The organism is Saccharopolyspora sp. 6M, assembly GCF_020176775.1.
In the GTDB taxonomy this organism is placed as follows: domain Bacteria; phylum Actinomycetota; class Actinomycetes; order Mycobacteriales; family Pseudonocardiaceae; genus Saccharopolyspora_C; species Saccharopolyspora_C gregorii.
In genome coordinates, this window is sequence record NZ_JAIUJZ010000091.1 from 1,749 (window position 1) to 27,138 (window position 25,390).

16 protein-coding genes are annotated in these 25,390 nt (G+C 73.2%); 11 read left to right on the plus strand and 5 right to left on the minus strand.

Annotation, left to right across the window (positions count from 1 at the left end; all coding sequences use genetic code 11):
- Positions 1 to 94 precede the first annotated feature (94 nt).
- Entirely contained in the window at positions 95 to 1,108 is a 1,014-nt protein-coding gene (locus LCD31_RS14145; protein WP_224958625.1) for a LysR family transcriptional regulator, read from the minus strand.
- A 152-nt stretch (positions 1,109 to 1,260) separates the two neighbouring features.
- Here LCD31_RS14145 and LCD31_RS14150 point away from each other — a divergent pair, with 152 nt between their 5' ends.
- Positions 1,261 to 2,310, plus strand: a complete 1,050-nt coding sequence (locus LCD31_RS14150) for a YncE family protein (RefSeq protein WP_224958627.1) — start codon at positions 1,261 to 1,263, stop codon at positions 2,308 to 2,310.
- A gap of 105 nt (positions 2,311 to 2,415) precedes the next feature.
- On the opposite strand, the gene LCD31_RS14155 is transcribed toward LCD31_RS14150, so the two are convergent.
- On the minus strand, positions 2,416 to 4,227 hold the full coding sequence (locus LCD31_RS14155) for a sialidase (protein ID WP_224958628.1): 1,812 nt from the start codon (positions 4,225 to 4,227) through the stop codon (positions 2,416 to 2,418).
- Between the two features lie 959 nt (positions 4,228 to 5,186).
- Positions 5,187 to 7,796, minus strand: a complete 2,610-nt coding sequence (locus LCD31_RS14160) for a bifunctional FO biosynthesis protein CofGH (protein WP_224958629.1) — start codon at positions 7,794 to 7,796, stop codon at positions 5,187 to 5,189.
- Positions 7,797 to 7,940: 144 nt separating this feature from the next.
- Between LCD31_RS14160 and LCD31_RS14165 the strand changes: the two genes are divergently transcribed.
- The 4 genes from LCD31_RS14165 to LCD31_RS14180 all read left to right on the plus strand — a co-directional run bounded on the left by LCD31_RS14165 (position 7,941) and on the right by LCD31_RS14180 (position 13,067).
- Positions 7,941 to 9,539: a transposase gene (locus tag LCD31_RS14165; protein ID WP_224958630.1), complete on the plus strand. Its 1,599-nt coding sequence runs from the start codon at positions 7,941 to 7,943 to the stop codon at positions 9,537 to 9,539.
- Between the two features lie 96 nt (positions 9,540 to 9,635).
- The gene (locus tag LCD31_RS14170) at positions 9,636 to 10,334 is read left to right on the plus strand and encodes a DJ-1/PfpI family protein (RefSeq protein ID WP_224958631.1); all 699 of its coding nucleotides are present in this window, start codon (positions 9,636 to 9,638) and stop codon (positions 10,332 to 10,334) included.
- 109 nt (positions 10,335 to 10,443) lie between these two features.
- Positions 10,444 to 11,748 carry an enolase C-terminal domain-like protein gene (locus LCD31_RS14175; protein ID WP_224958632.1) on the plus strand — a complete coding sequence of 435 codons (1,305 nt, stop codon included), beginning with the start codon at positions 10,444 to 10,446 and terminating at the stop codon, positions 11,746 to 11,748.
- Positions 11,749 to 11,855: 107 nt separating this feature from the next.
- On the plus strand, positions 11,856 to 13,067 hold the full coding sequence (locus LCD31_RS14180) for a sialidase family protein (protein ID WP_224958633.1): 1,212 nt from the start codon (positions 11,856 to 11,858) through the stop codon (positions 13,065 to 13,067).
- Between the two features lie 268 nt (positions 13,068 to 13,335).
- Here the strand turns inward: LCD31_RS14180 and LCD31_RS14185 are convergent, their stop codons facing one another.
- A complete protein-coding gene (locus tag LCD31_RS14185; protein ID WP_224958635.1) occupies positions 13,336 to 14,580 on the minus strand; it encodes a CdaR family transcriptional regulator in 1,245 nt (414 codons plus the stop codon).
- Between the two features lie 267 nt (positions 14,581 to 14,847).
- Between LCD31_RS14185 and LCD31_RS14190 the strand changes: the two genes are divergently transcribed.
- From LCD31_RS14190 to LCD31_RS14200, 3 genes are all read left to right on the plus strand, one after another.
- Positions 14,848 to 17,208 (plus strand): molybdopterin cofactor-binding domain-containing protein, encoded by a 2,361-nt coding sequence (locus LCD31_RS14190; RefSeq protein WP_224958636.1) that lies wholly within the window; start codon positions 14,848 to 14,850, stop codon positions 17,206 to 17,208.
- A 308-nt stretch (positions 17,209 to 17,516) separates the two neighbouring features.
- On the plus strand, positions 17,517 to 17,993 hold the full coding sequence (locus tag LCD31_RS14195) for a (2Fe-2S)-binding protein (RefSeq protein ID WP_224958637.1): 477 nt from the start codon (positions 17,517 to 17,519) through the stop codon (positions 17,991 to 17,993).
- Positions 17,994 to 18,219: 226 nt separating this feature from the next.
- Complete coding sequence (locus LCD31_RS14200; RefSeq protein ID WP_374108080.1) at positions 18,220 to 18,948, plus strand: lysophospholipid acyltransferase family protein; 729 nt, start codon at positions 18,220 to 18,222, stop codon at positions 18,946 to 18,948.
- Here LCD31_RS14200 and LCD31_RS14205 read toward each other — a convergent pair.
- Positions 18,941 to 20,371 carry a hypothetical protein gene (locus LCD31_RS14205; protein ID WP_224958639.1) on the minus strand — a complete coding sequence of 477 codons (1,431 nt, stop codon included), beginning with the start codon at positions 20,369 to 20,371 and terminating at the stop codon, positions 18,941 to 18,943. The genes LCD31_RS14200 and LCD31_RS14205 overlap by 8 nt on opposite strands.
- 294 nt (positions 20,372 to 20,665) lie before the next feature.
- Between LCD31_RS14205 and LCD31_RS14210 the strand changes: the two genes are divergently transcribed.
- The 3 genes from LCD31_RS14210 to LCD31_RS14220 all read left to right on the plus strand — a co-directional run bounded on the left by LCD31_RS14210 (position 20,666) and on the right by LCD31_RS14220 (position 25,274).
- On the plus strand, positions 20,666 to 21,409 hold the full coding sequence (locus LCD31_RS14210) for a class I SAM-dependent methyltransferase (protein ID WP_224958640.1): 744 nt from the start codon (positions 20,666 to 20,668) through the stop codon (positions 21,407 to 21,409).
- A 152-nt stretch (positions 21,410 to 21,561) separates the two neighbouring features.
- Entirely contained in the window at positions 21,562 to 21,915 is a 354-nt protein-coding gene (locus LCD31_RS14215; RefSeq protein ID WP_224958641.1) for a hypothetical protein, read from the plus strand.
- Positions 21,912 to 25,274, plus strand: a complete 3,363-nt coding sequence (locus tag LCD31_RS14220) for an AAA domain-containing protein (protein ID WP_224958642.1) — start codon at positions 21,912 to 21,914, stop codon at positions 25,272 to 25,274. The genes LCD31_RS14215 and LCD31_RS14220 overlap by 4 nt, the downstream gene beginning before the upstream one ends.
- Positions 25,275 to 25,390: the final 116 nt, after the last annotated feature.

The window sequence follows — 25,390 nt, forward strand, 5'->3', positions numbered from 1 at the left end:
CCCGGGCGCCCCCCGCCCCCCCCCCCCCGGGGGGGCCCCGGGGGGGCCGGGGGGGGGGCGCCCCCCCCGGGCCACCGGTCGGAGGAGCGGGAGGTCAGCCGCCGTACTCCGGGACGTAGCTGATCCGGTCGTCACCGTTGGCGGTGTCGCCCTGATCGCCGATGACCTCATCGGTCGTTCCCGTGCCGCGCGGCGTGGCGGGCACGAGGTCGGCCGGGCGCTGCCGAGCGAGCATGCCGCGGACGTGCTCGCGGAACCACCGGTGCGCGCGATCGGCGTCGTTGCGCGGGTGCCAGGCCATGCCGATCTCGATCGGCGGGATGTCCAGCGGCACGGGGAAGGTGCGCAGCCCGAGCGCGTTGAGCCAGTCGGCCGCGGGAGCTCCGGGCAGGGCGAGGCAGACGAGGTCGGTCGTCCTGGCCAGGAGCATCGCGCTGGTGTGACCGGGCACGGTGATCGGGACCCGGCGGCGCAGCCCCTGCTCGGCCAGCGCCGTGTCGATGGGTCCGTGGCGCTTGCCGGTGCGGGACGTGCTGATGTGGTCGGCTTCGGCGAACCGGCGGGCGTCGATGGGACCGTCGAACAGCGGATGGCCCTGCCGGGCCACGCCCACGAGTGCCGTGGTGATCAGCCGGTCGGAGCACGTCTCCGGGTCGAGGTGGCCGAGCACGCCCAGTTCCAGGTCCACCACGCCCTGCCGGAGCGCGGGAGTGCCCTCGAACGACTCCGGCAGGAAGACGACGCTCACGTGCGGGGCCTGCGACCGGAGCGTGGAGATCAACGGCGCGGCGAGCCCGGCGAGCAGGAAGTCGCCTGCCTGCACGGTGAACACCCGGTGCAGCGTCGCCGGATCCGGGACGTCGGTGGCGGTGAGCACCGACTCGGACCGCTCGATGAGCGCCCGCACCTCGCCGCGGAGTTCGAGGGCTCGTGCCGTGGGTTGCAGCGCCTGCCCGGCGCGGACGAGCAGCGGATCTCCCACGATCCGCCGGAGGCTCGCGAGCTTCCGGCTGACCGCGGCCGGTGAGGTGCCGAGCCGTTCGGCCGCCCTGGTCACGCTGTTGTCCGCGAGCAGGGCATCGAGCACCAGCAACAGGTTCAGGTCCACGCGCGCCTCCACCATCTTTTCGCTGAGGGCAATGATTCCATGCTGATCTTTGCATTGCCGGCATCGATCGGCCCGGCCAGGCTTGAGGGTGTTCGCACGGCGCGGATCGCTGACCGCGCCGTCCTCGGAAACGTCCTGAGAGGGAACCGATCATGCGAAGTCCCGCCAAGACAGGGAGATCCGGCGACGTGCTGGCCGTGGTGAGCCAGAGCGGTTCCACCGTGTCGTTCTTCGACGCCGAGTCCGACCGGGGCGTCGGCGTCGTCGAAGTGCCGCCCGAACCGCACGAACTGCTGTTCGACCCGACCCACCGCGTGCTGTGGTGCACGCACACCTACCGATCGGGCTATTACCACGCGAACGCGGGCCGGCGCAGCGAAATCACCGCGATCGACCCGGACGGCAAGCAGATCATCGACGTGGTCGACCTCGCCCCCGAGCACGCTCCGCACGGCCTGGCCCTCGACGCCGACCGCGGCCGGCTGTACGTGAGCGTCGAGGGCGCGCCGGGCCGGTCCGGCGGCGTGGTCGTCGTCGACACCGGCTCGCGCAAGCCCCTCGGCCGGATCGACACCGGAGCGCCCGGCCCGCACTGGTTCGCGATCGGCCCGGACGGCACGACGGGGTACGCCACCAACAAGGAGGCGCCGTTCGTCTCCGTCGTCGATCTCGTCGCGGGCGAGCTCGTGGGCCGAGTCGAGGTCCCGGGCAGCGAAGGGCTGGCGGTGTCGGCGGACGGCGCCCGCGTGTACGTCGGGGGACCGTACGTCTCGTTCACCGAGGACGGCTCCGCGAACGCCAACGGCGTCCGGGTCATCGACGCGGAGACCCGAACCGTCGCCGAGGTGCTGCCGACCGAGAACCGGGTGATGCCGGTGCACCTCACCGCGGGTGGGAAGTTGCTGGTCGGGGAGCTCCGGCCGCGGCCGGCCGCGGCCGCCGGCGTGACCGGGCAGGATCCCGGGCGGCTGGTGGTGTTCGCGGCGGACGGCCACGAGCGGCTGGGGGAGCTGGAGATCGGCCGGAGCCCGCTCACCATCACCTCTTCGCCGGACGGCGCCCTCGGTTACGCGTCCTGCGTCGTCGACTCCGCGGTGGACGTCGTCGACCTGGATTCGCTGCGAGTGCTTACCCGGATCCGCGTCGCGAAGGCCGGGGACGCCGGCGCGCACGGCCTCGCCTACGTCCCGTGCGCCGGGTGAGACGGCGACGGCGGCCGGTTCGCGCGGCGGTGTCGCACGTCCCCGGAACGCGCCGGGGCCCGGGTGCGGATCGCGCACCCGGGCACCGGTCGGAGGAGCGGGAGGTCAGCCGCCGTACTCCGGGACGTAGCTGATCTGGTTGTCACCGTTGGCGGTGTCGCCCTGATCGTTGATGACCTTGTCGATCGTTCCCGTGCCGCCCAGCGAGACGGACACGAGGTCGTGCATCTTGACGCCCGGGTTCACCGGAACCTCGAACGAACGCGCGGCCGTGACCTCGGGGTTCGTGTCGAAGAAGCAGTAGCTGCCCAGGCCCCACGCCTCGTGGTCGGTGACGTCGTCGGCGACCTTGTACGCCGCCCAGCCGCCGTCGCCGCCCCACGCCGCCTGGTCCGGCGGGTCGTAGGGGAACTCGTTCTGGAAGAAGTAGGTGCGGCCGCCGTTGCCGTTCCACACCACGTTGTTCTTCTGGTAGTGCTCCACGAACAGGCCGTGCGCGGTGACGTTGTCGCCGTTCACGATCAGGCCGGTCTCGGCGGTGTTGACGTCCCAGCCGACACCGTCGCCGTGGTCGGCGCGCCACATCCACGAGTGGTCGAGCAGCACGTCGTTGCTGTTGACGGTCAGCGTGTTGGTCGCCTTGCCCACGCCGGGGCCGCCGATCCGGAAGAACACGTCCGAGAGCTGCGTCGGGTTCTCCGCGTGGCTCTGGTCCGCGCCCTCCTCGCCGAGGGTCATCAGCGACGGCGAGTTCTGCTCACCGGCGTCGATGAACAGCCCGGCCAGCTTCACACCGTCCACATCGGCCACCGACACCGCGGGCTTGCCGGTGTCGGGGACGAGCGAGGCCATGCCGATGCCGAGCACCACGGTGTCCGGGTTGTCGACCTTGATGGTGTCGTCGAGGTGGTAGACGCCGGGGGTGAACAGCAGGTGCTTGCCCTCGGCCAGCGCCGCGTTGATCGTCGCGGCGTTGTCGCCCTCCTTGGCGACGTAGAAGTCCGCCAGCGAGATCTGCTCACCTTCCGGTGCGCCGTTCGCCCAGCTGACCCCTTGGGTGTTCTCCCGCAGCGCGGGCACGAACACGTTGTAGCCGCCGTCCTCGCCGATGTTCAGGAACGGCTTCTCCCGCAGCTTCGGGGTTTCCGGCACGTTGGTGTGCGACGGGTCCGGGAAGTGCTGCTCGGGAGCGCCGACGGTGCCGGTGAACATCATGTTCCACACCGAACCGTCCCAGCCGCCGGCCAGTTCGCTGTTGCGGGTGAGGAACTGCTGCTGCGAACCGGACTCGACCAGGCCGTCGATCTTGGAGTCGGCGATGTAGCCGCCGCTGGCCCAGCCGTCGTACCCGTTCCACAGCTGCATCTGACCGCGCATGTGCATCCGGCGGTACGGAGCGGCCTGGGACACGGCCCAGCGCTCGATCTCGCCGTCGGGCGGCGTGACCGAGAGGTTCTCCGCGGTGCGCCAGAAGTTCTGCGTGGCGTTGCCCTCGCCCAGCCAGTCCGCCTCGACCCGCACGTGGCCGTTCAGGTTCACGTCGTCGGGCGACATGCCCAGGCCGGCGACCTGCGTGTTGAAGCCGAGGTTCACGTCGGCCGAGTAGTCGCCGGGCTGGAACAGCACGGCGTCGCGCTCGGGACCGAACTGGTTGGTGTGCTGGCGCTCGGCGATCTCGTCGAGCTTGCCCTGCAACTCGCCCGCGGGAGTGGACGGGGTGGCGATGTAGGTGTTGGGACCGAAGTCCGGGTTCTTCGGGTCGGTGTCGCGCACCGCCTGCGCCGGTTGCGGCGCCGGAGCCTGCGGCTCTGCCCCCGCGGCGGTGACGGTGACGAGCCCTGCGGCCACGGCCGACGCGGTCGCCAGCGCCAGCACCGCCTGCCGCGGGCGGGTCTCGGTTCTACCGAAGATCTTCATGCTGCTGCCTGTCTGACGGGGCGGGGGTCTGCGACCCCTCGCGGTTGAATCCTTGGGGAGCGGGAGATGTCCGGTGTCGTGGGCTCCTTCCTGGGGCGGCGTGCTGCGCCCGCGGCCCGGTGGGCGGCGGGGGATCGGGGGACGTCGGCGCGGCGAGGCCTGCGCGGAGGGGGAGCGGCACGGCGAGCCTTTCCGACGAGGGCGTGTCCGACGGGTTCCGCGGTCGCCACGTGGGCGGCGGTCCGCGCGGGACTAGTCCGGCTCGTCGTCGCTCGCGGGTGGCCCGTGGGGTGGCCGCTCCCGTGAGAACGCTCCCATGATTCTGCGGTCCCGCGTCCGAAAGTCAAGACCGGAGATCGCCCCGGGAATTCCCGGAGATGTGAATGGGAAAAGGAGTTCCGCCCGGATCGTCGGATGAGAACTTGACCCCGCGATTGCCGTGTTGTTAACTCACCCCTGCTCGTCGTCGGAATCGGTTCCGAAGGGCTCTCCCGGTCTCGCGGGCGATGCCGGCGCAGGGCGGTGATGCGATCGGCCGCGGTCCACCCACCGGCTCGGGTGGACCCGTGGTCGCAGTGCTCACCCGCAGGTCATGGCGGTGCGGAGCGGGATGCGCGTGGGGCGCGGCCCGGTTCGGCGCCGCGGTGCGCGGCTGCCGTCGGGTGGTCGTGCGACTCGCTTGGCGAGAAATCGACAGCGGAATTGACGAACGGCGCGTCCGCGCGCTCGACAATGGTGAATCGTCGAGACCGGGCGAGACCGTTCGCGGTCCACCATCCGGTCCGAGTTCGCGTTTCACGGGCTCTCCGGAAGCCCTGCGCCGTCGGAAGCCCCGTGCCGCCGGAAGCCCTGTGCCGTCGGGAGACCCCGCGTTCTCCGGCGGTTCCGCGCTCCGGAACTCCCCGGGAAGCGCGGCGGGGGGGACCGCGCGTGCGCGACCGGCCCCGCTCGAAACCGGCTCAGCTCACGACCGGCAGCGACCGGCGCACCGCCGGGGTCACCCCGTCGCTGGCCGTGGCCGCCGCGACGCGCTCCTCGTCCGGCCTGCCGTACAGGCTGGTGCGCTGCCGCAGCGGGCGCCCGGTCGGCGCCACCAGCTCCGCCAGGTCGCTGATCGTCTTGTAGGAACCGTTGTCGGCACCGGCCATCCTGCTGATCGTCTCCTCCATCAGCGTGCCGCCCAGGTCGTTCACCCCGCCCGCGAGCACGTCCCGGCAGCCGTCATCGCCGAGCTTCACCCACGAGCACTGGATGTTGTCGATCAGCCCGTGCAGCAGGATGCGCGCCACCGCGTGCACCGCCCGGTTCTCCCGCGGCGTGGTGCCCGCGCGCGCCAGCCCCGCCAGGTAGATCGGCGAGTTCTGGTGGATGAACGGCAGCAGCACGAACTCGGTGAACCCGCGCTTCCCGGTCTTCTCCAGGGTTTTCCGCTGCAGCTCACCGATCAGCTTGATGTGCCCGACCCAGTGCTCCGGGGTGTCCACGTGCCCGTACATCATCGTGGAGGTGGTGGGGATGCCCAGCTCGTGCGCGGTGCCGACCACCTCGATCCAGCTGGAGGTGGGCAGCTTGCCCTTGGTGAGCACCCAGCGCACGTCGTCGTCGAGGATCTCCGCGGCGGTGCCCGGCAACGAGTCCACACCGGACTCGTGCGCGCGGGTCAGCCAGTCCCGGATGGACAGGTTCGTGCGGGAGGCGCCGTTGACGACCTCCATCGGGCTGTAGGAGTGCAGGTGGATGCCGGGCTGCCTGCGCTTGACCTCGGCGGCCAGGTCGAAGTAGGCGGTGCCGGGCAGGTCCGGGTGGATGCCGCCCTGCATGCAGATCTCCGTCGCGCCCGCCGCCCACGCCTGGTCCACCCGGTCGCCGACCTGGGACAGCGACAGCGTGTAGGCGTCCGCGTCGGTGCGCCGCTGCGCGAACGCGCAGAACCGGCAGCCGGTGTAGCAGACGTTGGTGAAGTTGATGTTCCTGGTGACCACGAACGTCACGTCGTCGCCGACTGCGTCCCGGCGCAGCCCGTCGGCCAGCGCGGTCACCGCGTCCAGGTCGGCGCCGTCGGCGTGCAGCAGCGCCAGCGCGTCCTCGGTCGGCAGGTTCGCCGGGTCCTGCTCGGCGCGCCGCAGCGCGGCCCGCACGTCGGAGTCCATCCGGCGCGGCGCGGTCGGCACCCGCTCGGCCAGCTCGCCCCAGTCGCCGTAGACCGAGTCGAAGTCGCTGCGCCGGTCGCCGGTGCGCCCGACGGTGTCCACCTCCACGTGCAGGTCGGTGCGCCCGCTGCCCGCGAGGTTCTGCCAGCCGCCGTCCGGTTCCTGCCAGGTGATGCCGGTCGGCTGCACGCCTTCCCTGGCGAGGCCGGTGTCCGGGTCGGCGAGCGCCGCGACGTGCGCGTTCAGCCGCGGGTCCAGCCACGGCTCGCCCGCCCGCACGTACTCGGGGTAGATGGTGAGGCGCTCGCGCAGCCGGAACCCGGCCTGCTCGGTGAGCCGCGCCAGCTCGTCGATCTGCGGCCACTCGCGCTCCGGGTTCACGTGGTCCGGGGTCAGCGGCGACACCCCGCCCCAGTCGTCGATGCCGGCCCGGATCATCAGCGCGTACTCGTCGCCGATCAGGTTCGGCGGCGCCTGCACCCGCATCTTCGGGCCGAGCACGATCCTGGTGACCGCGATGGTGGCGGCCAGTTCCTGCAGGTCGGCGTCGGGGGTGGCGCGCATCTTCGTGTCCGGCTTGGCGCGGAAGTTCTGCACGATCACCTCCTGGATGCCGCCGTAGGCGCGGGCCGCCTTGCGGATCGCGAAGATCGCGTCGGCGCGCTCGCCGTGGTCCTCGCCGATGCCGATGAGGATGCCGGTGGTGAACGGGACCGTGGTGCGCCCGGCGTCCTCCAGGACCCGCAGCCGCACCTCGGGGTCCTTGTCGGGGGAGCCGAAGTGCGGGCCGCCCTTCTCGGTGAACAGCCGGGCGGCGGTGGTCTCCAGCATCATGCCCATCGACGGCGCCACCGGCTTGAGCCGCTGCAGCTCCTGCCAGCTCATCACGCCCGGGTTCAGGTGCGGCAGCAGGCCGGTCTCCTCCAGCACCCGGATCGCCATCGCCCGCACGTAGGACAGCGTGTCGTCGTAGCCGTGCGCGTCGAGCCAGTCGCGCGCCGCCGTCCACCGGTCCTCCGGACGGTCGCCGAGGGTGAACAGCGCTTCCTTGCAGCCCATCGCCGCGCCCTTGCGGGCGATGTCGAGGACCTCGTCCGGGGACAGGTAGGGCGATTCGACGCGGCCGGGGACGGTGACGAACGTGCAGTACCCGCAGCGGTCCCGGCACAACCGGGTCAGCGGGATGAACACCTTGCGGCTGTAGGTGATGACGCCCTCGCGCCCCACGTCGCGCAGCCCGGCGTCGCGGGTGCGGGCCGCGTACTCGGCCAGCCGGTCCAGGTCCGCGTCCCGCGCCTGCAGCAGCACGGTGACCTCGTCGCGGTCGAGCGCCTTGCCGTCCCGCGCGCGGGCGAGGGCGCGGCGCATCGCGGAGGCGTTCGGGGCGGCCGCGGTGGTGGGAACGTCGTCGGAAGCCATGCGGGAACGCTAAGCGGCCCCCGGCGGCCCTCGCCAGTACACGAACGCGGCCACCCGTCACCGCGCCGTCACCGGGGGTGTCGTGCCTGATCAGCGGCTCACATCCGGTTGTCGGAGGCCGTGGCCGCGTGTATTACCTAAAGCATGGCTTCGATCGTCGGCAAGCGGATCGGGGGCCGCACCTACTACTACGCGGTGGAGTCCGCGCGGGTGGACGGCGAGCCGCGCATCGTGGCCCAGCGCTACCTCGGCACCGCCGAGGACGTGGCGGCCGCGGTGGACCGGGTCGCCGCCGAACCCGAGCACACCCGCCACCTCGCGTTCGGCGAGGTCGCCGCCGTGTGGGGCGCGATCCGGCGGCTGGACCTGGCCGGGATCGTGGACGCGGCCGTAGGCAGGCAGCGCACGGCGGTCTCGGCGGGAACCGTGGTGGCGCTGGCCGTGCTGCACCGGGCCACCGCGGACCGGGAACCGGCGCGGTGGTGGCCGGAGGTGTCCCGGCTGATCCGCCCCGAGCCGCCCGCGCAGCTGTGGGAACCGGGCCGGATGCGGCGCGCGCTGCGCAAGGTCGGCCCGGAGCAGCGCCGCGAGGTGGAGTTCGGGATGGCCGCCGCGGTGCGCGCGCAGCTGGGCGCCCCGGACGTGCTGCCCGCGCTGGTGGTGGACGTTCCGCACCTGAGCTCCCCGGCCGCACCGGACCGCGGCGAACCGGCCGGGATGGGCGTGCTGGTGAGCCGGGACGGCACGATCCCGCTGCTCACGCAGGACCACCTGTGCGGCAGGGCCGACCGCGCGCCGTACGGGGATCTGGCGCAGCGCCTCGCCGAACGGCACCGGGAACGGGCGGGCACCGGCGAGATCACCGTGGTGCACGACGCGGGCACCCATCCGCACGCGCACCCGGACGCGGGGTTGGGCTTCGTCGGCGGCCTGCTGCCCGGCGACCACCCGGAGCTGCTGGCGCATCCGCCGACGGCGCGGCGCCCGGTGGACCCGCGGCGGCTGCCGGGGCTGACGGCGCTGGACACCCGGGCCGTGGTGGACGGGGTGAGCAGGCGGGTGCTGCTCACCCACTCGGAGACGCTGCACGCCGCGCAGGCCCGCGGGTTCACCGAGGCGCTCGGCCAAGCGGCGCGGCGGCTCGACGGGCTCGCCGAGGCGCTCGCCGCGGGGGACAACCGGCGGTCCCGGGACCACGTGCTCGCGGAGATCTCCCGGATCACCCGGGTGCGCTGGCTGGACCGGGTGCTGGTGACCTCGTTGCAGGGGTCGGCGCCGGGGGAGCTGCGGTTGCACTGGCACATCGACGCGGCGGCGCGCAGGCGGGTGGCCGCGGAGTTCTTCGGCAAGCAGCTGCTGGTCACCGACCGGGACTCGTGGTCCGCCGCCGAGGTGATCACCGCCTACCGCGCCCGCTACCACCTGGACTCCACGTTCGGCAGGCTCCGCGGCCCGCAGGCGCGCGGGCGGGCGGACGCGGAGCGGATCGCGGTGGACCGGATGATCTCGGTGCTGGCCGTGTCGGTGCTGCACCTGATGCGGCAGGAGGCCAACCAGGCCGGGCTGGACCTGTCGGTGCGGGAGATGTTCGAGCAGCTCGCGGGCATCCAGGAGACGGTGCTGCGCTACCCGTCGACCGGGGGCAGGCCGCGCACCCGCCGGGTGATCACCGATCGCACCGAGGTGCAACAGCGCCTCTACGACCTGTTCGACCTGGACCGGGCCGCGCCGCGCAGGCGGTGAGCGGCCGGAATCCGGCGGAACCTGGCCGTTCCACCCCGGTTCCGGGGAGTCGATCGCTCCTAGCGTGAGGTCATCGGATCGAACGACGGAGGACTGATGACCGAGAACCCGGGCGCACCCGCCCGCACCGCCGCGATGCTGGTGTTCGACGGGATGACGCTGCTCGACCTGGTCGGCCCGCAGGCGGTGTTCACCGCGGCGGGCATGCAGGTGTCGCTGGTCGGGGCGACGCCGGACCCGGTGCGCTGCGACAGCGGGGCGCGGATCGAGCCGACGGCCACCTTCGCGGACTGCCCGGCCGAGGTGGACGTGCTGTTCGTACCCGGCGGGGACGTCAGCGCCCTGCTGTCCGACGCGGCCGTGCTGGAATTCCTCGCCGACCGCGGGCGCACCGCCGGGTACGTGACCTCGGTGTGCACCGGGTCGATGGTGCTGGCCGCGGCCGGGCTCCTCGACGGGCACCGGGCAGCGACGCACTGGGCGACGCGGGAGCTGCTGGCCGGGCTCGGCGTCGAGGTGTCCGCCGAGCGGGTGTGCGAGGACGGCAACCGGATCACCGGCGGCGGCGTCACCGCGGGCATCGACTTCGGGCTCACCCTGGTGGCCCGCCTGCTCGACGCGGAGACCGCCGAGTTCGCGCAGCTCGTCCTGGAGTACGACCCGGCGCCGCCGTTCGACGCGGGTACGCCGCAGCGCGCGCGGCCGGAACAGGTCGCCCGGCTCCGCGACGCGCTGACCGGACAGGGCGCCGCGTTGGTCGCCGCGGTCGAACGCGTCGGCCGCCGCGCGGGCTGAGCGCAGGTCCGGATGGAGGAATCCCGGGCGGGGCAACGGGATTCCTCCTTGCGCGCGGCCGGATCGTCTGGTGGGTTCGAGCTGGAGCCGCCGCAGCGAGGAGCCGCCGATGACCGCCCGCATCCTGGACTTCGAGACCGTGGACCTGCGGTTCCCCACCTCGCGGGAGCTCGACGGTTCCGACGCGACGAACCCGGCGCCGGACTACTCGGCGGCCTACCTGGTACTGCGCACCGACCACCCGCGGGTCCCCGCGGGCCACGGGTTCACCTTCACCATCGGCCGCGGCAACGAGCTCGTCGTGGCCGCCGTGGAGGTCGTCGCCCGCCGGGTCCGCGGGATGCCCGTCGAGGAGATCACCGCGGACCTCGGCGGCTTCGCCCGGCACCTGGCCGCCGACAGCCAGCTGCGGTGGCTCGGCCCGGACAAGGGGGTGCTGCACCTGGCGACGGCCGCCGTGGTGAACGCGGTGTGGGACCTGGCGGCGAAGCTCGCGGACCAGCCGGTGTGGAAGCTGCTGGCCGACATGGCGCCGGACCGCATCGTGGACCTGGTGGACTGGCGCTACCTGCGCGACGAGCTGAGCCCGGCGGCGGCCCTGGACCTGCTGCGGCGCGCCGAACCCGGCCGGGCCGAGCGGGAGCGGCGCGTCCGCGAGAGCGGCTACCCGGCCTACACCACCAGCGCGGGCTGGCTCGGCTACGACGACGCGAAGTTGCGGCGGCTGTGCCGGGACGCGGTCGCCGCCGGCTGGGACTCGGTGAAGCTGAAGGTCGGCGCGGACCTGGACGACGACCGGCGGCGCTGCCGAATCGCCCGCGAGGAGCTCGGCCCGCACCGCCGCCTCATGATCGACGCGAACCAGGCGCTCGGGGTGGCGGACGCGATCCGCTGGCACCGCGGCCTCGCCGAGCACGACGTCCACTGGTTCGAGGAACCCACCAGCCCCGACGACGTGCTCGGGCACGCCGCGATCCAGCGCGCCATCGCCCCCACCCGGGTCGCGACCGGCGAGCACGCGCACAACGCCGTCATGTTCAAGCAGTTCCTGCAGGCGGAGGCGATCGGCGTCTGCCAGCTCGACGCGTGCCGGCTCGCCGGGGTCAACGAGGCCGTCGCGGTGCTGCTGCTCGCCGCCGCGCGCGGGGTGCCGGTGTGCCCGCACGCCGGGGGAGTGGGGTTGTGCGAACTGGTGCAGCACTTGTCGATCTTCGACTACGTGGCGGTGAGCGGGTCGATGGACGGGCGGGTGGTGGAGTACGTGGACCACCTGCACGAGCACTTCGCCGACCCGGTGCGGCTGCGCGGCGCGCGCTACCTGCCACCGGACGCACCGGGCTACAGCGCGCGGATCCTGCCCGAGTCGCTGCGCCGCTTCCGCTTCCCCGACGGCCCGGAGTGGGCGGGGCGATGAGCCCGCGGGCTGCCACTGTCGGCGGCTACCGCGAACCGCCCGGAACGGGCAGACTTCCCCCTGATCATCGAGCGGGTGCGCTCGTGGGCTGGGCGGAAGGGGAACCGATGCGGCGTGCGAGACCGGGGATGCTGCTGCTGTGCGGGGTGCTGGCGGCGATGGCGCTGCCCGGATCAGCGACGGGGGCCGGATCAGCGACGGGGGCCGGATCAGCGGTGGAGGCCGGGCCGGCGGACGGGACCGGATCGGCGGTGGCACCGGCCGCGACCGGGACCCCGCTGTCCGACGACGTGGCCTACTACCCGACCACGGTCCGGCTGCGGCACGCGGGTGAGGACTCCGGGGCGGTGCTGACGGCGACGGTGAGCTTCGGTCCCGGCGGCGGTTCCGTCCCCCTCTACGAGAGCACCGACGACGGCGCCACCTTCACCGAGGTCGGCCGCATCACCGATGACGGCTTCAGCGACGGCCTGTGCTGCGGCTCCCTGCTGGAACTGCCGAACCCGGTGGGAGATCTGCCCGCGGGGACGCTGCTGTGGACGGGCAGCGCGGGCGCCGACCAGGAGACCGACCGGCGGATGCGGCTGCCGGTGTTCCAGAGCCAGGACCGCGGCCGCACCTGGACGTACCTGTCGACCTGCGCGACCGCCACCGGCACCGGTGGCATGTGGGAACCGGAGCTGGCCGTGGACGCCGCCGGAACCCTCGGCTGCTACTACGCCGACGAGAACCAGCCCGGCCACAGCCAGGTGCTGCACCGCACCACCTCCACCGACGGCGTGAACTGGGGCGCGCCGGAGCCGGTGGTGCAGGTCCCGGAAGGCGACCTGCGACCCGGGATGGCGGTGGTGCGGCCATTGCCGGACGGTCGGTACTACCTGTCCTACGAGATCTGCGGTGGGGGCGACCCGTACAGCTGCGCCGCCTACTTCCGGCTCTCCGACGACGGCTCGGACTGGGGCGATCCGGCCGCGCACGGCACGCTGCTCGCGACCGAGGACGGGCGGTTCTTCGCGCACGCACCGAAGATCACCGTGACGCCGGACGGGAAGGTCGTCACCGTCGGCCAGGAGCTCAAGCACGCCGACGGGACCGTCGCCGAGGGCAACGGGGCGACGCTGTTCGTCACCGAGCAGCCGGGTTCGAGCACGCCCGTCCCGATCCCCGCACCTGTGGAGGTCCCGGCGGCGCGCGACGACCCGTGCCCGAACTACAGCTCCTCGCTGCTGCCGGTCGGGGAGGAGCAGGTCCTGGAGATCGCCACCGACTACGACGACGAAGGTCGCTGCCGAGCGTATTTCGCGACCGGCGATGTGTGATCGTTCGTCCCGCTCCTGTTGCTCGGGGGTCGGGTGGCGGAACCTCAGCGCTTTCCTCGCTGCGGGATCTTTTTCCCGAGTGGCTCCGCCACGAGGGAAAAAGCTGTCCTCGCGAGGAAAGCGCTGAGAACCCGCGGGTGGTCCGGTTGCGTGCGTGGTCGTCAGCTCAGCGGCTCCGCCGCTGACAGGCGGAAGCGAAGGCGAGCGGCTCCGCCGCTGACAGGCGGACGATGTGGCTCGGTGGGTGGGTTCTGCGGTCGTGGTCCGGTCAGGGGGTGTCGGGTTCGGCTGGGAGGCGGCCTCCGCGGCGGAGGATGGACAGGGCGAGCAGGATCTGCGGCCACACCGTCACATCGCTGAGATCCAGGTGGGTCAGCGACTCCATCCGCCGCAGCCGGTTGAGCACGGTGTTCCGGTGGCAGTACAGCGATTTCGCCGCGCGTAGCGTGGAGCCGAGCGAGCGGATCCACACCGACACCGTGTGCAGCAGCTCCTCCCGCTCCGCGGTGGGCAGCGCGAGCACCGGCCCGAACGTCACCAGCACCATCCGGTCCGCCAGTTCCGGCGAGCTCAGCGCCAAGGCGTCCGGCAGGCACTCGTCCAGCGACACCGCGCCGGGCCGGTGCGCGGGCAGCGTCGTCATCGCCAGCATCGCCATCCGGTACCCGGCGCCGACCTCCATCAGCGCCGACAGCGACTGGGACACCCCGATGCGCGCCACCGCGCGTTCGCGCAGCGCGCCCGCGACCTCGGCGGGCTGGCCCTCGCCGACGCCGATGATCCCGACCTGGCAACCGGTGCGCAGCCGCCACGTGGAGTCCAGGCCGCGCCGCCGCAACCCGTCGGCGAGTTCGCGCGGTGACGCGGGGCGCTCCCCGGAGGTTTCGGCGACGGCCACCACGAACCGCTTGCCGCGTCCCAGCCCGAGCAGGTGCTCGGCTTCCCCGCGCACCTCGGTGGCCCGCCCGTCCAGCAGCGCGTCCATGATCATCGTGTTGCGCAGTTCCGCGCCACCGAGCAATTCCTGCTCCGCGGCGTGGTAGCTCAGCGCCATCTCGATGGAGAACCGTTCGGTGACGCCCCACAGCTCCCCGGCCGAACCGACCAGCTCCCGCAGGTGCTGCGGGCCGTGCGCCCCGGTGTGCTCGGCCATGTCGGCCCACAGCACCTGGCCGCTGAGCCGCCACGCGTGCAGCACCCAGTCCAGCGGGCAGTGCTGCTGCGCCCGGCGCACGCCGGTGCTGCGGGCCGGTCCCAGCAGGTCCGGCCGGGACGGGCCGGTGCCGCTCAGCGTCGTGAGCATGCCGTGGATGTTGTCCCGGCAGGAGCGCCACAGGTCGTCCTTGGCGACCGGTCCGTCCGGGGTGTACACCGAACCCCACGTCTGGTCCACCAGCGCGTCGGCGAGCTCCGGAACCCTCGCCAGCGAGGCCCGCGCCAGCCCGGCGAGCATCCGCTGCTCCCCGTCGCCGGTGTCCTGACCTGGCTGTTCCGTGGTGGATTCGTCGGTCATGAGCTCCGCTCCTTTGCGGCTCCCGCGAGCGCCGTTCGGGGAAGGGTAATTTCCGGATCACGGCAAGTCCACCAGTCGTGCGAGCACCCGATGGGCCATCCGGCGGCGCGCGTGATGGCAATCCGCACAAGATCCGGTGCGGATCGGTGGGCGGAACGCCCTCGATCCGCGGGCCGGTGCTGATCAGGATGGGTCTCCGATCCCACCACCGATCAACGTCGATCGATCGCCGTCCCCGCCGCACGGGGAGGCGGCGGAAGGAGCGCGATGGACCAGCGCCGCACCTCCCGACCAGGCCGTGGACCTCGGCCGAGCAGCCTGGAGAGCCCGGACCCCGGGGCCACCGGCCTCGACCGCCGCCGGTTCCTCGGTCTGCTGCTGGCCGCGCCCACCGTGGCCGCCGCCGCGCAGCTGGGGCAGTTCGCGGATCCGGCGACCGCGCACGCGGCGCTGCCGGAACCCTCCGACATCCTGGATCTCAACGACCTGCTCACCGAGTCGGCGCTGCCCACCTCGAACCTCATCTCGGTGCAGGTGCACGAGGACGGCACCGCGTCCTTCGAGATGCCGCGCACCGAGAGCGGGCAGGGCATCACCACCATGGTCGCGATGATCATCGCGGAGGAGCTGGACCTGCCGGTGGAGAAGGTCCGGGTGTCGCTGGCCGACGCCCGCCCCGAGCTGCTGTTCAACCAGTTCACCGCCGGTTCCAACACGGCGATCTCCATCTACACGCCGGTCCGGGTGGCCGCGGCCATCGCCCGCGGTCGGTTGTTGCAGGCCGCCGCGAACGAGCTCGGCGAACCCGTCGGACTGCTCACCAGCAAGCTCGGCATCATCAGCTCGGTCGCGGGCACCCAGCTGCCCTACGGCGACCTCGCGCAGAAGGCCGCCAGCGACGTCACCGAGCAGGTCGAGGCGGTGCTCAAGCCGGAGAGCGAGTTCCGCGTCCTCGGCAAACCGCACAACCGGGTCGACGCCCTCGACGCCGTCACCGGCCGCAAGAAGTTCAGCATGGACCTCGACATCCCCGACGCGCTGCCGACGATGGTGTGCCGCCCGCCGACGATCAAGGGCGGCCCGGAGTCGGTGGTGAACCTCGACGACGTGCGCGGGATGCCCGGCGTCACCGACGTCGTCCCGATCTCCACCGGTGTCGCGGTGCGCGCCCGCACCTTCGGCCAGTGCATCGACGCGGTCCGCGCGTTGGAGGTGAATTGGGAACCCGGCACCGTCGACGGCGAATCCGACGACACCGTGCTGGAGAAGATCAAGGCCTCCGAGATTCCGCTCGTCGTCCCGGACACCGGGTCCACAGTGGAGGGAGAGTTCACCTTCCACTTCCGCAACAACGCCGCGCTCGAACCGAACACCGCCGTAGCCGACGTGCGCCCCGGCAGCGCCGAGATCTGGTCCTGCCTGCAATCGCCGATCCTGTGCAAGCAGGAGGTCGCCGCGAAGCTGGGCTTGCCGCAGGAAGCGGTCAGCGTGCACGTCCAGCAGGGCGGCGGCGCGTTCGGCCGGCGCATGTTCAACGACGTCGTGCTGGAGGCCGTGGAGATCTCCAAGGAGCTCGGCAAGCCCGTCAAGCTCATGTGGCACCGCACCGACGAATGCCGCCAGGGCCGCACCCACCCGATGTGCACCTCCCGCATCCGCGCCAGCTACGTCGACGACAAGGTGCTCACCTTCGAGCAGCGGCACACCAGCATCGCCACCGACTACACGATGGGCTTCGCGGAGGCGATCACGTCCGTCGCCGCCCGGCTGCCCCCGCTGGGGCTGGGCAACTTCGCCGCGTTCTCGGTGCCGGTGTTCGAGCTGACCGTCGGCGTGCCCTACAAGTTCGGGGTCACCACCCAGCTGCTCAACGAGATCATGCAGTACGACACGTTCCCCACCGGCTCCAACCGGAACCTGTTCAACCCGGACGTGCGCACCGCCCAGGAACTCATCGTCGACCAGCTGGCCGCGAAGATGGGCAAGGACCGCTACGAGTTCCGCCGCTCCTTCCTCGACGACGAACGCCTGATCGCGGTCCTCGACGAGGTCGCCGAGGAAGGGGAGTGGGGCCGGTCGATGCCCGACGGCTGCGCGCAGGGCATCGCCGTGCACAAGGAGTACAAGGGCGCCGTCGCGGTCCTCGTGGAGATCGACTGCCGGCCCGAGACGGTGAACCGGCAGATCCGCAACGCCGTCACCGGGCCGCGCGTGACGAAGGTGGTGCTCGCCGTCGACACCGGGCTCGCGCTCAACCCGCGCGGGCTGGAAGCGCAGATGCAGGGCGGCATCTCCGACGGCATCGCGCAGGCGCTCACCTCCAGCCTGCACCTCAAGGACGGCACGTTCCTCGAAGGCAGCTGGGACGACTACTTCTACACTCGGCAGTGGAACGCCCCGCCCGACGTGCGGGTCATCATCATGCCGCCCACCACCGGAAAACCGGGCGGTGCCGGGGAGTTCGGGGTGCCCGCCTCGATGGCCGCGACGGCCTGCGCCTACGGGGCGGCGACCGGCACGATGCCGACGAGCTTCCCCATCAACCACGGGACGTTGAGCTTCGATCCGAAGCCGGTGGTGCCTCCCGTGCCGCAATCACCCACCAACGGCCTGGACTTCGTTTACTGAGTCTTGTCCGCCGGTCGTCCTGCTTTTGCGGGGCGGGTGGCGGAACCTCAGCGTCCTCCTCGCTGCGGGATCTTTTTCACAGGTGGCTCCGCCACATGCGAAAAAGCTGTCCTCGCGAGGAGAACGCTGAGAACCCGCGGGTGATCCGGTTGAGTGCTGGGTCGCTGCTAGCGGCTTCGCCGCTGACGAGAAGAAGGACGTGGGCCGTGCGGGGTTCAGGTGCGCGGCGGGGTTTTCGAAGGACTGGACTTGTGCGGGCGGTCGCTCGGGTCGACCGCGCGCGGCGCGATGAGGGAGGAGCTTTCGGCATGGGACAGCACACTTTCCGGCTCAACGGCGAGACGGTGACGGTGGACATCGAAGACGACGTGCGGCTGCTGTGGGTGCTGCGCGAGGTGCTCGGCTTCTACGGGCCGAAGTACGGCTGCGGCATCAACGTGTGCAAGGCGTGCACCTCGCACATCAACGGCAAGGCGTTCAACCCGTGCTCGGTGCGGGTCGGCGACATCGAGCCCGACGACGAGGTCACCACGATCGAAGGCCTGCCCGGCACCGTCGGCCGCGAGCTGCACCCGATGCAGGAAGCGTGGCTGGACGAGGACGTCGCCCAGTGCGGCTACTGCCAGCCCGGGCAGATCATGGCGGCGGTCGCGAAGGTCCGGCAGGTCACCGAGGAAGGTCGCGACATCACCGAGGCCGACTTGGACGAGATCCGCAACATCTGCCGCTGCGGCACCTACACCCGCATCCGCAAGGCCATCAAGGCGGGCGCGCAGCAGATGTGACCCGGCGCGGGGTGCGGACGCCCCGTCCGGCCGACCGGGCCGGGCGGGGCCTTCGTGCGCCGGTGCCCCCGGATGCCTGGCCACCGCGTGCCCGGGACGCTGGATGCCCTGGCCGCCGGGTGCCCTGGCCGCCGGGTGCCCGGGACGGCCGTCCACCAGAGCACCCGTGCGCCGGTGCCTCCGCGCGCCGGGCCGACCGACCAGTCCGGTACGGCGTCGGCTACGAATGGACCTCGTGCGACTGATCTCGGAACGCCTGCGCGACGCCGTCCGGCTCGGGCGGCGCTTCCCCCGCCGCGGCCGGGGCCCCTGGTTCGGGCTGGCCATCGACCTGGTGTGGCCGGTGCTGGCGTCGAGCTCCCGGCTGCGGCTGCGCGGGGGCCTGCCCGCGGGCGGGGTGCTGGTGGCCACGAACCACCTGTCGTTCGCCGATCCGATCACCGCCACCGCGTTCTGCCTCGCCGCCGGACGCGTCCCGCGCTACCTGGCACGCGCCGACCTGTGGCGGATTCCGCTGGTGGGAAACGTGATGCGCTCCGGAGGGCACATCCCGGTGCACCGCGGCACGGCCCGCGCCCAGGACGCCTACCGGGACGCGGTGCGGGCCGCCGCGGACGGCGAATGCGTGGTGTTCTTCCCGGAGGGCACCTTCTCCGACGATCCCGCGCACTGGCCCGCGCGCGGGCGCACCGGCATCGCCCGCGTCGCGCTGAGCACCGGGGTTCCGGTGGTGCCGCTGGCGAACTGGGGCACGCACCGCCTGCTGCCGCGCCGCCGCCCGCCACGGTTGTTCCGGCGCACCGCGGTCGAGCTGGCCGCCGGACCACCGGTGCCGCTGGACGACCTGATCGGCCTGCCGCTCACCGCGGCCGTCCTGCGGGAGGCCACCGATCGCATCATGGCCGCGATCACCGCGCAGCTGGCCGAGATCAGGTCGGCGGAGCCGGCTAGGTGAGCAGGAAGGAGCGCTCGCCCAGCGTGCTGGGTGTGAACCGGCCCGTGCGCCTGCCCACCAGCTCGCCGTAGAGCGCTCGGCGGGAGTGGAGGTCGTCTCCCGCCTTGAACAGGCGGTCCTGCCAGTCTTCCTTCACCTCGTCCAGGAATCGGACCCAGCCCAGCGGCAGCTCCGCCAGCGGCACGTAGCGCTGGTTGTCCTTGAGCCGGCCACCGCCGATCTTGTCCTTCTTGTGGCCGTAGAAGCTGGATTCCGGGTTCGCGGTGGCCTCCGTGGACAGGGCGTTGTGCCGGTAGCCGACGGGGCTCTTGCCGCCGGGGCCGATCGTCTCGATGCCGACCTGCAACGCCCCGTCCTGGTCCTGCTGCGGCGGGGTGAAGATCAGCAGCAGGTGCCCGTGCGAGTTGTCCGGGAGGATCACGTCACCGTTGAAGTCGTGCCCGCCCATCCCGTCGGCGGCGAGGGGCAGGCCCCACATGCGGACCTGTTCGTCGCTGAGGCGGGAGAGCACGTTGGAGGCCGACGCGGCCATGCCGCCGCGTTCCTCGAACTCGTCGGTCCCGCTGATGTCCATGTGGTGGGTGGCGTAGTCCCGCTTCTCCTCCTTCTCCCGCGCGTTCACGCCGTTCTCCGTGACGCCGAGCCAATCCAGCAGGGCGGTCGGCGGGGGACCGTCCGCGCCCAGCGCCGGGATGCGGATGTTGACCCGGCCCCCGTGCGCCAAGGCCCTGGCCACGTCGCCGTCGACGTAGTCGACGTGGTCGGCGGCGGCGTCGTCGTACACCTTCAGACCGTTCTGCAGGATCAGGAAGATCCGGCTCAGGATCGTGTTCGCGCGCACGTTCCGCTTCGCGTCGTCGGCGGACACCAGCGGGTCGTCCTCGAACGCGGGCGCCAAAGTCCGGACGAACGCGTCCTTGATCTGCTCGTCGCGTTCCGCGATGACCCGCTCGCGATCCGCCGCGGGCACGGCGTCGCCGCGCAGGTCCAGGTGCCTGCCCAGGGTGAAGGCCGGGCTTTTCTCCGTGCGGCCGAGGCGTTTCCGCCATTCGACGGTGGCGATCAGCAGCCGCTTCCCCGGTGCCAGGCGCAGCCAGTCGTAGTAGGTGCCCTCCGTCGCGTACGCCACCGCTTCCGCGTAGCTCCCGGTACCGATCGCCCGCAGCCACTTCGGGTCCTGCCGCTCGAGGTCGGCGATCTCGGAGTCGCTGAACACCGGCCCTTCCACGAGGCGGTCCAGCAGCTTGTCCTTCACCGAGAGCGCTTCGATCGAGTCGGGGACCAGTGCGTGGAACCCGCCGCTGGGTTGCCGCAGGAAGCCGGGCGCCGTTGACGACTCCTGCTCCGGCGCCCGTTGCAGCGAACGGGCCACCGCCCGGTTGCCCGCGGTGCGCTGCAGGTGCACCACGCCGGTGCTGGACATCGCCGGGGCCGGAGCTGCGGGCGCGGGGTCCGGCCGCTGGTGGGGCATCGGGCGGGGTCGGTCCTGGCCGGGTACACCGCGTGCGCGTGGCACTCGCATGAACGCCCTCCGATCGGTACTGATCATTACTCTCCGTGGTTGATCGGTCCGGTGGAAGGTCCGATCGGGCAGAACTCGGGGCAAGGTGGCCGCGAACGGCCCGGGATGTGACTTGCGTTCCCGTGCGGACGAGGCTGTTGCACATCGGTTGCGACAACGCCCAGGGTGAGGTGACCCAGGCGAAAGGACCCACCCGTGACCGACCGCGCCATCGAAGCCGTCCGCGACAACTGGACCCAGCGGGCCGCGGCCTACAACGACTTCTACGAGCGCTACGCGCAGGACAAGCGCGAGGCGTGGCGCGCGGTGTGCGACAAGGCCGTGCACGCGGCGTTCCCGGAGCGCACCGCGCCGCTGCGGGTGCTGGACGTGGGCACCGGCACCGGTTTCCTGAGCACGCTGCTGGCCGAGCTCGGCCACGAGGTCACCGCGGTCGACCCGTCCCCGGCGATGCTCGGCTACGCCCGGGAGGAGGCGCGGCGCCGCGACGTGGACGTCCGGTTCGCCGAGTGCGGCGGGCACGACGTCGGCGAGGTGGTGGGCGACGGCTTCGACCTGGTCAGCGCCCGCTACGTGCTGTGGACCCTGCCGGACCCGGTGCGGGCGCTGCGGGTGTGGCGACAGGTGCTGGCCCCGGGCGGCGCGCTGCTGCTGGCCGACGGCGTGTGGCACGGCTGGCGGCACGACGCGCGCCGGGTGCTGGCCTCGCTGCGGCCCGGCGCGGACCACGGCTACCTGCCCAAGGTGCTCCGGGACTACCGGAAGATCGGGCGGGCCACGCCGAACTGGAGCGGGCTCACCGCCGCGAAGACCGGGGAACTGCTGCGGGCGGCGGGGTTCGACGCGGGGGAGCGGCTGGACCACCTGCTGCCGGAATACGCGCACCCGTCCAGCGCCGCGTTCCACCTGCGCACCGCGCGCCCCCGAACGGCGGCCTGACCCCGCGCGGCTGCGGGATCACCCGGCGGACCGTGCTGAGATCATCTCAGTTCTGCGCTGTCGGGGTGCCATCTCGGGAAATTCGACCGGATCGAGTCGGTGATCTTCTAAGATCTGCGGCGATCTGAGCGGATTCAGCTGGAGAGGGCGGCATGGCGGACGGCTCGACGGTCTTCTGGATCAGGGTCGCGGTCGGCGGTGGTCCGCACCGCGGCGGACGGCTGGTGCGATCGTTGCGCGACGAGCTCCGCGACGCCCTGGGCGTCCAGGTCTCGCTCGCCACCGAGCAGGACGCCCCCGGCCCGCTGCTGTGGGCGTCGCTGGGATCCTCCGGCGCGGTGACCGCACCGGCGCTGCTCTGCGCGATCAGCGAGTGGTGCGCCCGCGACGCCTCCCACGAGGTGGAGCTGGTGCTCGGCGGACGGTCGATGTGGCTGTCCGGCCGGCCGAACGAATGCCCCGAACTGGTCCGGGCGCTCCCGCGCGACCTGCGGGCCGACGCGTGACCCGGCCACGCCGCGGCCGGGCGCTGCTGATCGGCGTCGGCCGGGACCACGCGGCGGGCGTCCGGCGGCTCACGGCGGACGGCTACCGGCCGGTGCGCGTGGTGCGGGACCCGTCGGCGGCCCGGCTGCGCGCCGAGATCGCCGAGTTCCTCGACGGCTGCGCGCCGGACGAGCTCGCCCTGCTGCACCTCGCCGCACCCGGGGCGATCGGCCCCGGCGGCGAGCACGTGTTCCTCGCCGCCGACACCGATCCCGACGACCTCGCGGGCACCGGGGTGCACGCCGGGTTCGTCGACGAGCAGCTCGAAGCGTGCCGCGCCGCGCACGCGGTCGCGATCGTGGATTCGCCGCCGCAGCGAGGAGAAACGTCCGTGCGGAGCTGCCCGCTGACCGCGCGCGGCACCTACGTGCTCGCCGGGACCGGCGCGTTCGCCGAGCGGCTCGCCGAGGCGTGGCGCACCGCGGGGAGCGGTGGGGCGGAGCTCACCGCCGACGCGCTGTTCGAGCACCTCGACCGGCGGCTGCGGGCCGCGGGCGAGCGACCACCGGTGCGGTCCGCGGTCGACGTGGACGACGCGATCGCGCTCTCCTTCCGCGCGCGGCGGGCACCGGGTCCCGCACCGGAGCGGGACGACTCGGAGCGGGACGACCCGGACCTGGCCGCGGTCCTCGGCTACTACCGGCGCTGCCTGCTGGCCGAGGAACCGCACTCCGGGCTGATCCCGGTGCGCGCCGCCGGCGAGCGGTACGTCGTGCTGCCCGGCCGGGAACGGCTGCTGTCCGGCGAGCTCGACGACGACGGCTGCGCACCGGTGCCACCCGGCGCGGCCGCGTTCCTCGACGAGGCGGAACGGCGCGGACGCCCGCTGTGGGCGGGCTACCCGGCGGTGCTGCTGCCCGGCCGCGCCGGTGCCGCCGCCGAGTTCGCGCCGCTGCTGGTGCGCCGCGTCGAACCCGTCGGTTCCGGTGCGGGACGCAGGCTCCGCCCCGTCGGGCCGGTGCTGCCGCACCGCGGGCTGGCGCGGCGGCGGCTCGGCGTGGAGGGCACCGACGCCCTCGCCGCCTGGTTCGCGCCGGGCTGGCGCGGCGGGCGGCGCGCGCGGATGGCCGCCGACGTGCGCGACCTGCTGCACGGCACCTACCGGTTGCCGGGCGGCGCGCGACCGGAGCCGGACGCCCTGGACGAATCCCTCGACGGTCGCGGCGACGGCGCCCGCAACGTGGCGGTGCTGTTCGCCGAACAGCCGCGGCTGATCAGCCCGGGTGCCTTCGACGATCTGGCGGGCATCGCCGAACAACCCGGCCGGGTCGCGGGCACCGCACTGGGTGCGCTGCTCGACGGCGACACCACCGAGGTCGACGAACCGCCGCGACCGGTGCTGCCGTGGCCCGCCGACGAATCGCAGCGGCAGGCGGTGCGCACGGCGATGAGCAGGCGGCTCAGCACCGTCACCGGTCCGCCCGGCAGCGGCAAGACCGCGTTGGTCGCGAACCTCGTCGCGACCGCCGTCAGCACCGGGCAGCGGGTGCACGCGGCCGCCGCCGACGACCCCGCGGTGCACGAGGTGTGGCGGCGTTGCGCGGCGGTGCCCGGCGCGCTGGTGCGCACCGGCGCCGAGCAGGCGGGGCGGCCCGGCCCGGCGCCCGACCTGGCGGCGGCGTTCGCCGAACTCACCGCGGCCGAAGGACGCGCGGTCCGGGCCCGCCTGGACCTCGGCGCGATCGGCCGCATCGACGCTGCGCTGCGCGCGGCCGGCCGGCGGCGGCGCACCGCCGCCGAGTCGCTGGGCCGCACCGCCGTCGAACTCGCCGACCGGATCGGCCCGCGCCCGCGCCGGTGGGCGCGACGGGCCGGCGGGGCCGCCGACGCCTGGATCTTCACCCGCTGGCGGCGTGCGAGCGTGCAGCGCGCCCTCGGCATCGAACCGGGGGACTGCGCGGACCGGGACCCGCGGGCGATCTGCCGGGCCGTCGCCGAGTTCGCCGCGGCCGAGCACACGTGGCGCGAGCAGCGGGCGCTGCTGCGGGAGCGCCCCGACGACCAGCGGCTCGCCGACGCGCTGCGCAGCGCGCAGGACGCGGCCCGCACCGCGGCCGAACAGGTGCTGCTCGCCTCGGTCCGGCAGCAGGACGACGGCGACCCCGCGGTGCGCAGCCGGGCCGCGACCTGCGAGGAGGCGGCGCGGCTGCCGCTGGCGCCCGCCCTGTTCGACCTGGTCGTCGTCGACGAGGCCGCGCACTGCGGCATCGCCGCGCTGCTGCCGCTGCTGTTCCGCGCGCGCCGCGCCGTCGTCCTCGGCGATGCCGGGCAGCTCGCGCACGTCACGCACCTCGACCCGGCGGCCGAGTCGCGGATCCGCCGGGACCTGCGGATCCCGGCGGACTGGCTGGAGGAGCGGGCGCTGAGCTTCCGGCGGCACAGCGCCTGGCACGCGGCCGAACGCGCCACCGGCGGCGCGATCCGGCTCGACGAGCACCACCGCTGCCACCCGCGGATCGCCGACACCGCCGCCGGCCTGTTCCCCGGCGAGGCGCAGGTCGTGCTCACCGACATCCGCGGCAGGCCCGCCATGGAACGACCCGCCTTGGAGTGGCGGGACGTGCCCGGCCGCGCGTGCGCGCCGGAGCGGGGCGGCAGCTGGCACAACCCGGAGGAGGCCGCCGTGGTGGCCCGGGTGGTGGCGGCGCTGCGCCGCTCGTTGCCGGAGCACGCCACGATCGGCGTGATCGCGCTGTTCCGCCCGCAGAGCCGGTTGCTGGAGCAGCGGCTCGCCGGTGATCCGCGGGTGCGCATCGGCACCGTGCACGACTTCCAGGGCGGGGAGTGCGACGCGGTGGTGCTCTCCCCGGTCGCGGCGCCCGGCGTCGCGGAGGGCGCGGCACGCTGGCTGGACCGGCGCTGCGACCTGTGGCACGTGGCGATCACCCGGGCGCGCTCGCAGCTCGTGGTGGTCGGGGACGCGACGTTCTGGGAAGGGCGCCACGGCATCGGCGCGGACCTGCTCGCGGCCGCGCGCCGCGGGCACCGCGCGCCCGAACCGGACGTCCACCAGCGGCGGCTGCACGAGCTGCTGCCGGGGATGTCGGTGCAGCTGGACCAGGTGCTGAACGGCCACCGGGTGGACGCGTCGATCTCCGACGGCGGGGTGCCGCTGTCGGTGCTGCTGGACCGGGGTCCGGAGGGCGGGGTCGATCCGGCCGAGCACCTGCACCGGATGCTGCGCCGCCGCGAGCTGCTGGACCCCGAACCGGGGGTGCGCTCAGCGGTGCGGATGCCGGTGTGGCGGCTGCACGACCTCGGCGACACCGACGACCTGCTGGGGCTGCGCGCGACCGACCACCGGGCCCCGGTGCGGTGACGCCGCCCGGTGCGAGGACCCGGAATCCCGGCCCGGGGGGGGGGGGGGGGGGGGGGGGGCGGCCCCGCGGCGGGGGGGGGGGGGGGGCAGCGCCGGGGGGGTGGCCGGCGGCGGGG

Coding starts and splice junctions, on each gene's coding strand:
- LCD31_RS14180 (WP_224958633.1), top strand. CDS start 11,856: ATGCGGCGTGCGAGACCGGGGATGCTGCTGCTGTGCGGGGTGCTGGCG.
- LCD31_RS14200 (WP_374108080.1), top strand. CDS start 18,220: ATGGACCTCGTGCGACTGATCTCGGAACGCCTGCGCGACGCCGTCCGG.
- LCD31_RS14170 (WP_224958631.1), top strand. CDS start 9,636: ATGACCGAGAACCCGGGCGCACCCGCCCGCACCGCCGCGATGCTGGTG.
- LCD31_RS14190 (WP_224958636.1), top strand. CDS start 14,848: ATGGACCAGCGCCGCACCTCCCGACCAGGCCGTGGACCTCGGCCGAGC.
- LCD31_RS14205 (WP_224958639.1), bottom strand. CDS start 20,371: ATGTCCAGCACCGGCGTGGTGCACCTGCAGCGCACCGCGGGCAACCGG.
- LCD31_RS14155 (WP_224958628.1), bottom strand. CDS start 4,227: ATGAAGATCTTCGGTAGAACCGAGACCCGCCCGCGGCAGGCGGTGCTG.
- LCD31_RS14185 (WP_224958635.1), bottom strand. CDS start 14,580: ATGACCGACGAATCCACCACGGAACAGCCAGGTCAGGACACCGGCGAC.
- LCD31_RS14160 (WP_224958629.1), bottom strand. CDS start 7,796: ATGGCTTCCGACGACGTTCCCACCACCGCGGCCGCCCCGAACGCCTCC.
- LCD31_RS14195 (WP_224958637.1), top strand. CDS start 17,517: ATGGGACAGCACACTTTCCGGCTCAACGGCGAGACGGTGACGGTGGAC.
- LCD31_RS14165 (WP_224958630.1), top strand. CDS start 7,941: ATGGCTTCGATCGTCGGCAAGCGGATCGGGGGCCGCACCTACTACTAC.
- LCD31_RS14175 (WP_224958632.1), top strand. CDS start 10,444: ATGACCGCCCGCATCCTGGACTTCGAGACCGTGGACCTGCGGTTCCCC.
- LCD31_RS14150 (WP_224958627.1), top strand. CDS start 1,261: ATGCGAAGTCCCGCCAAGACAGGGAGATCCGGCGACGTGCTGGCCGTG.
- LCD31_RS14215 (WP_224958641.1), top strand. CDS start 21,562: ATGGCGGACGGCTCGACGGTCTTCTGGATCAGGGTCGCGGTCGGCGGT.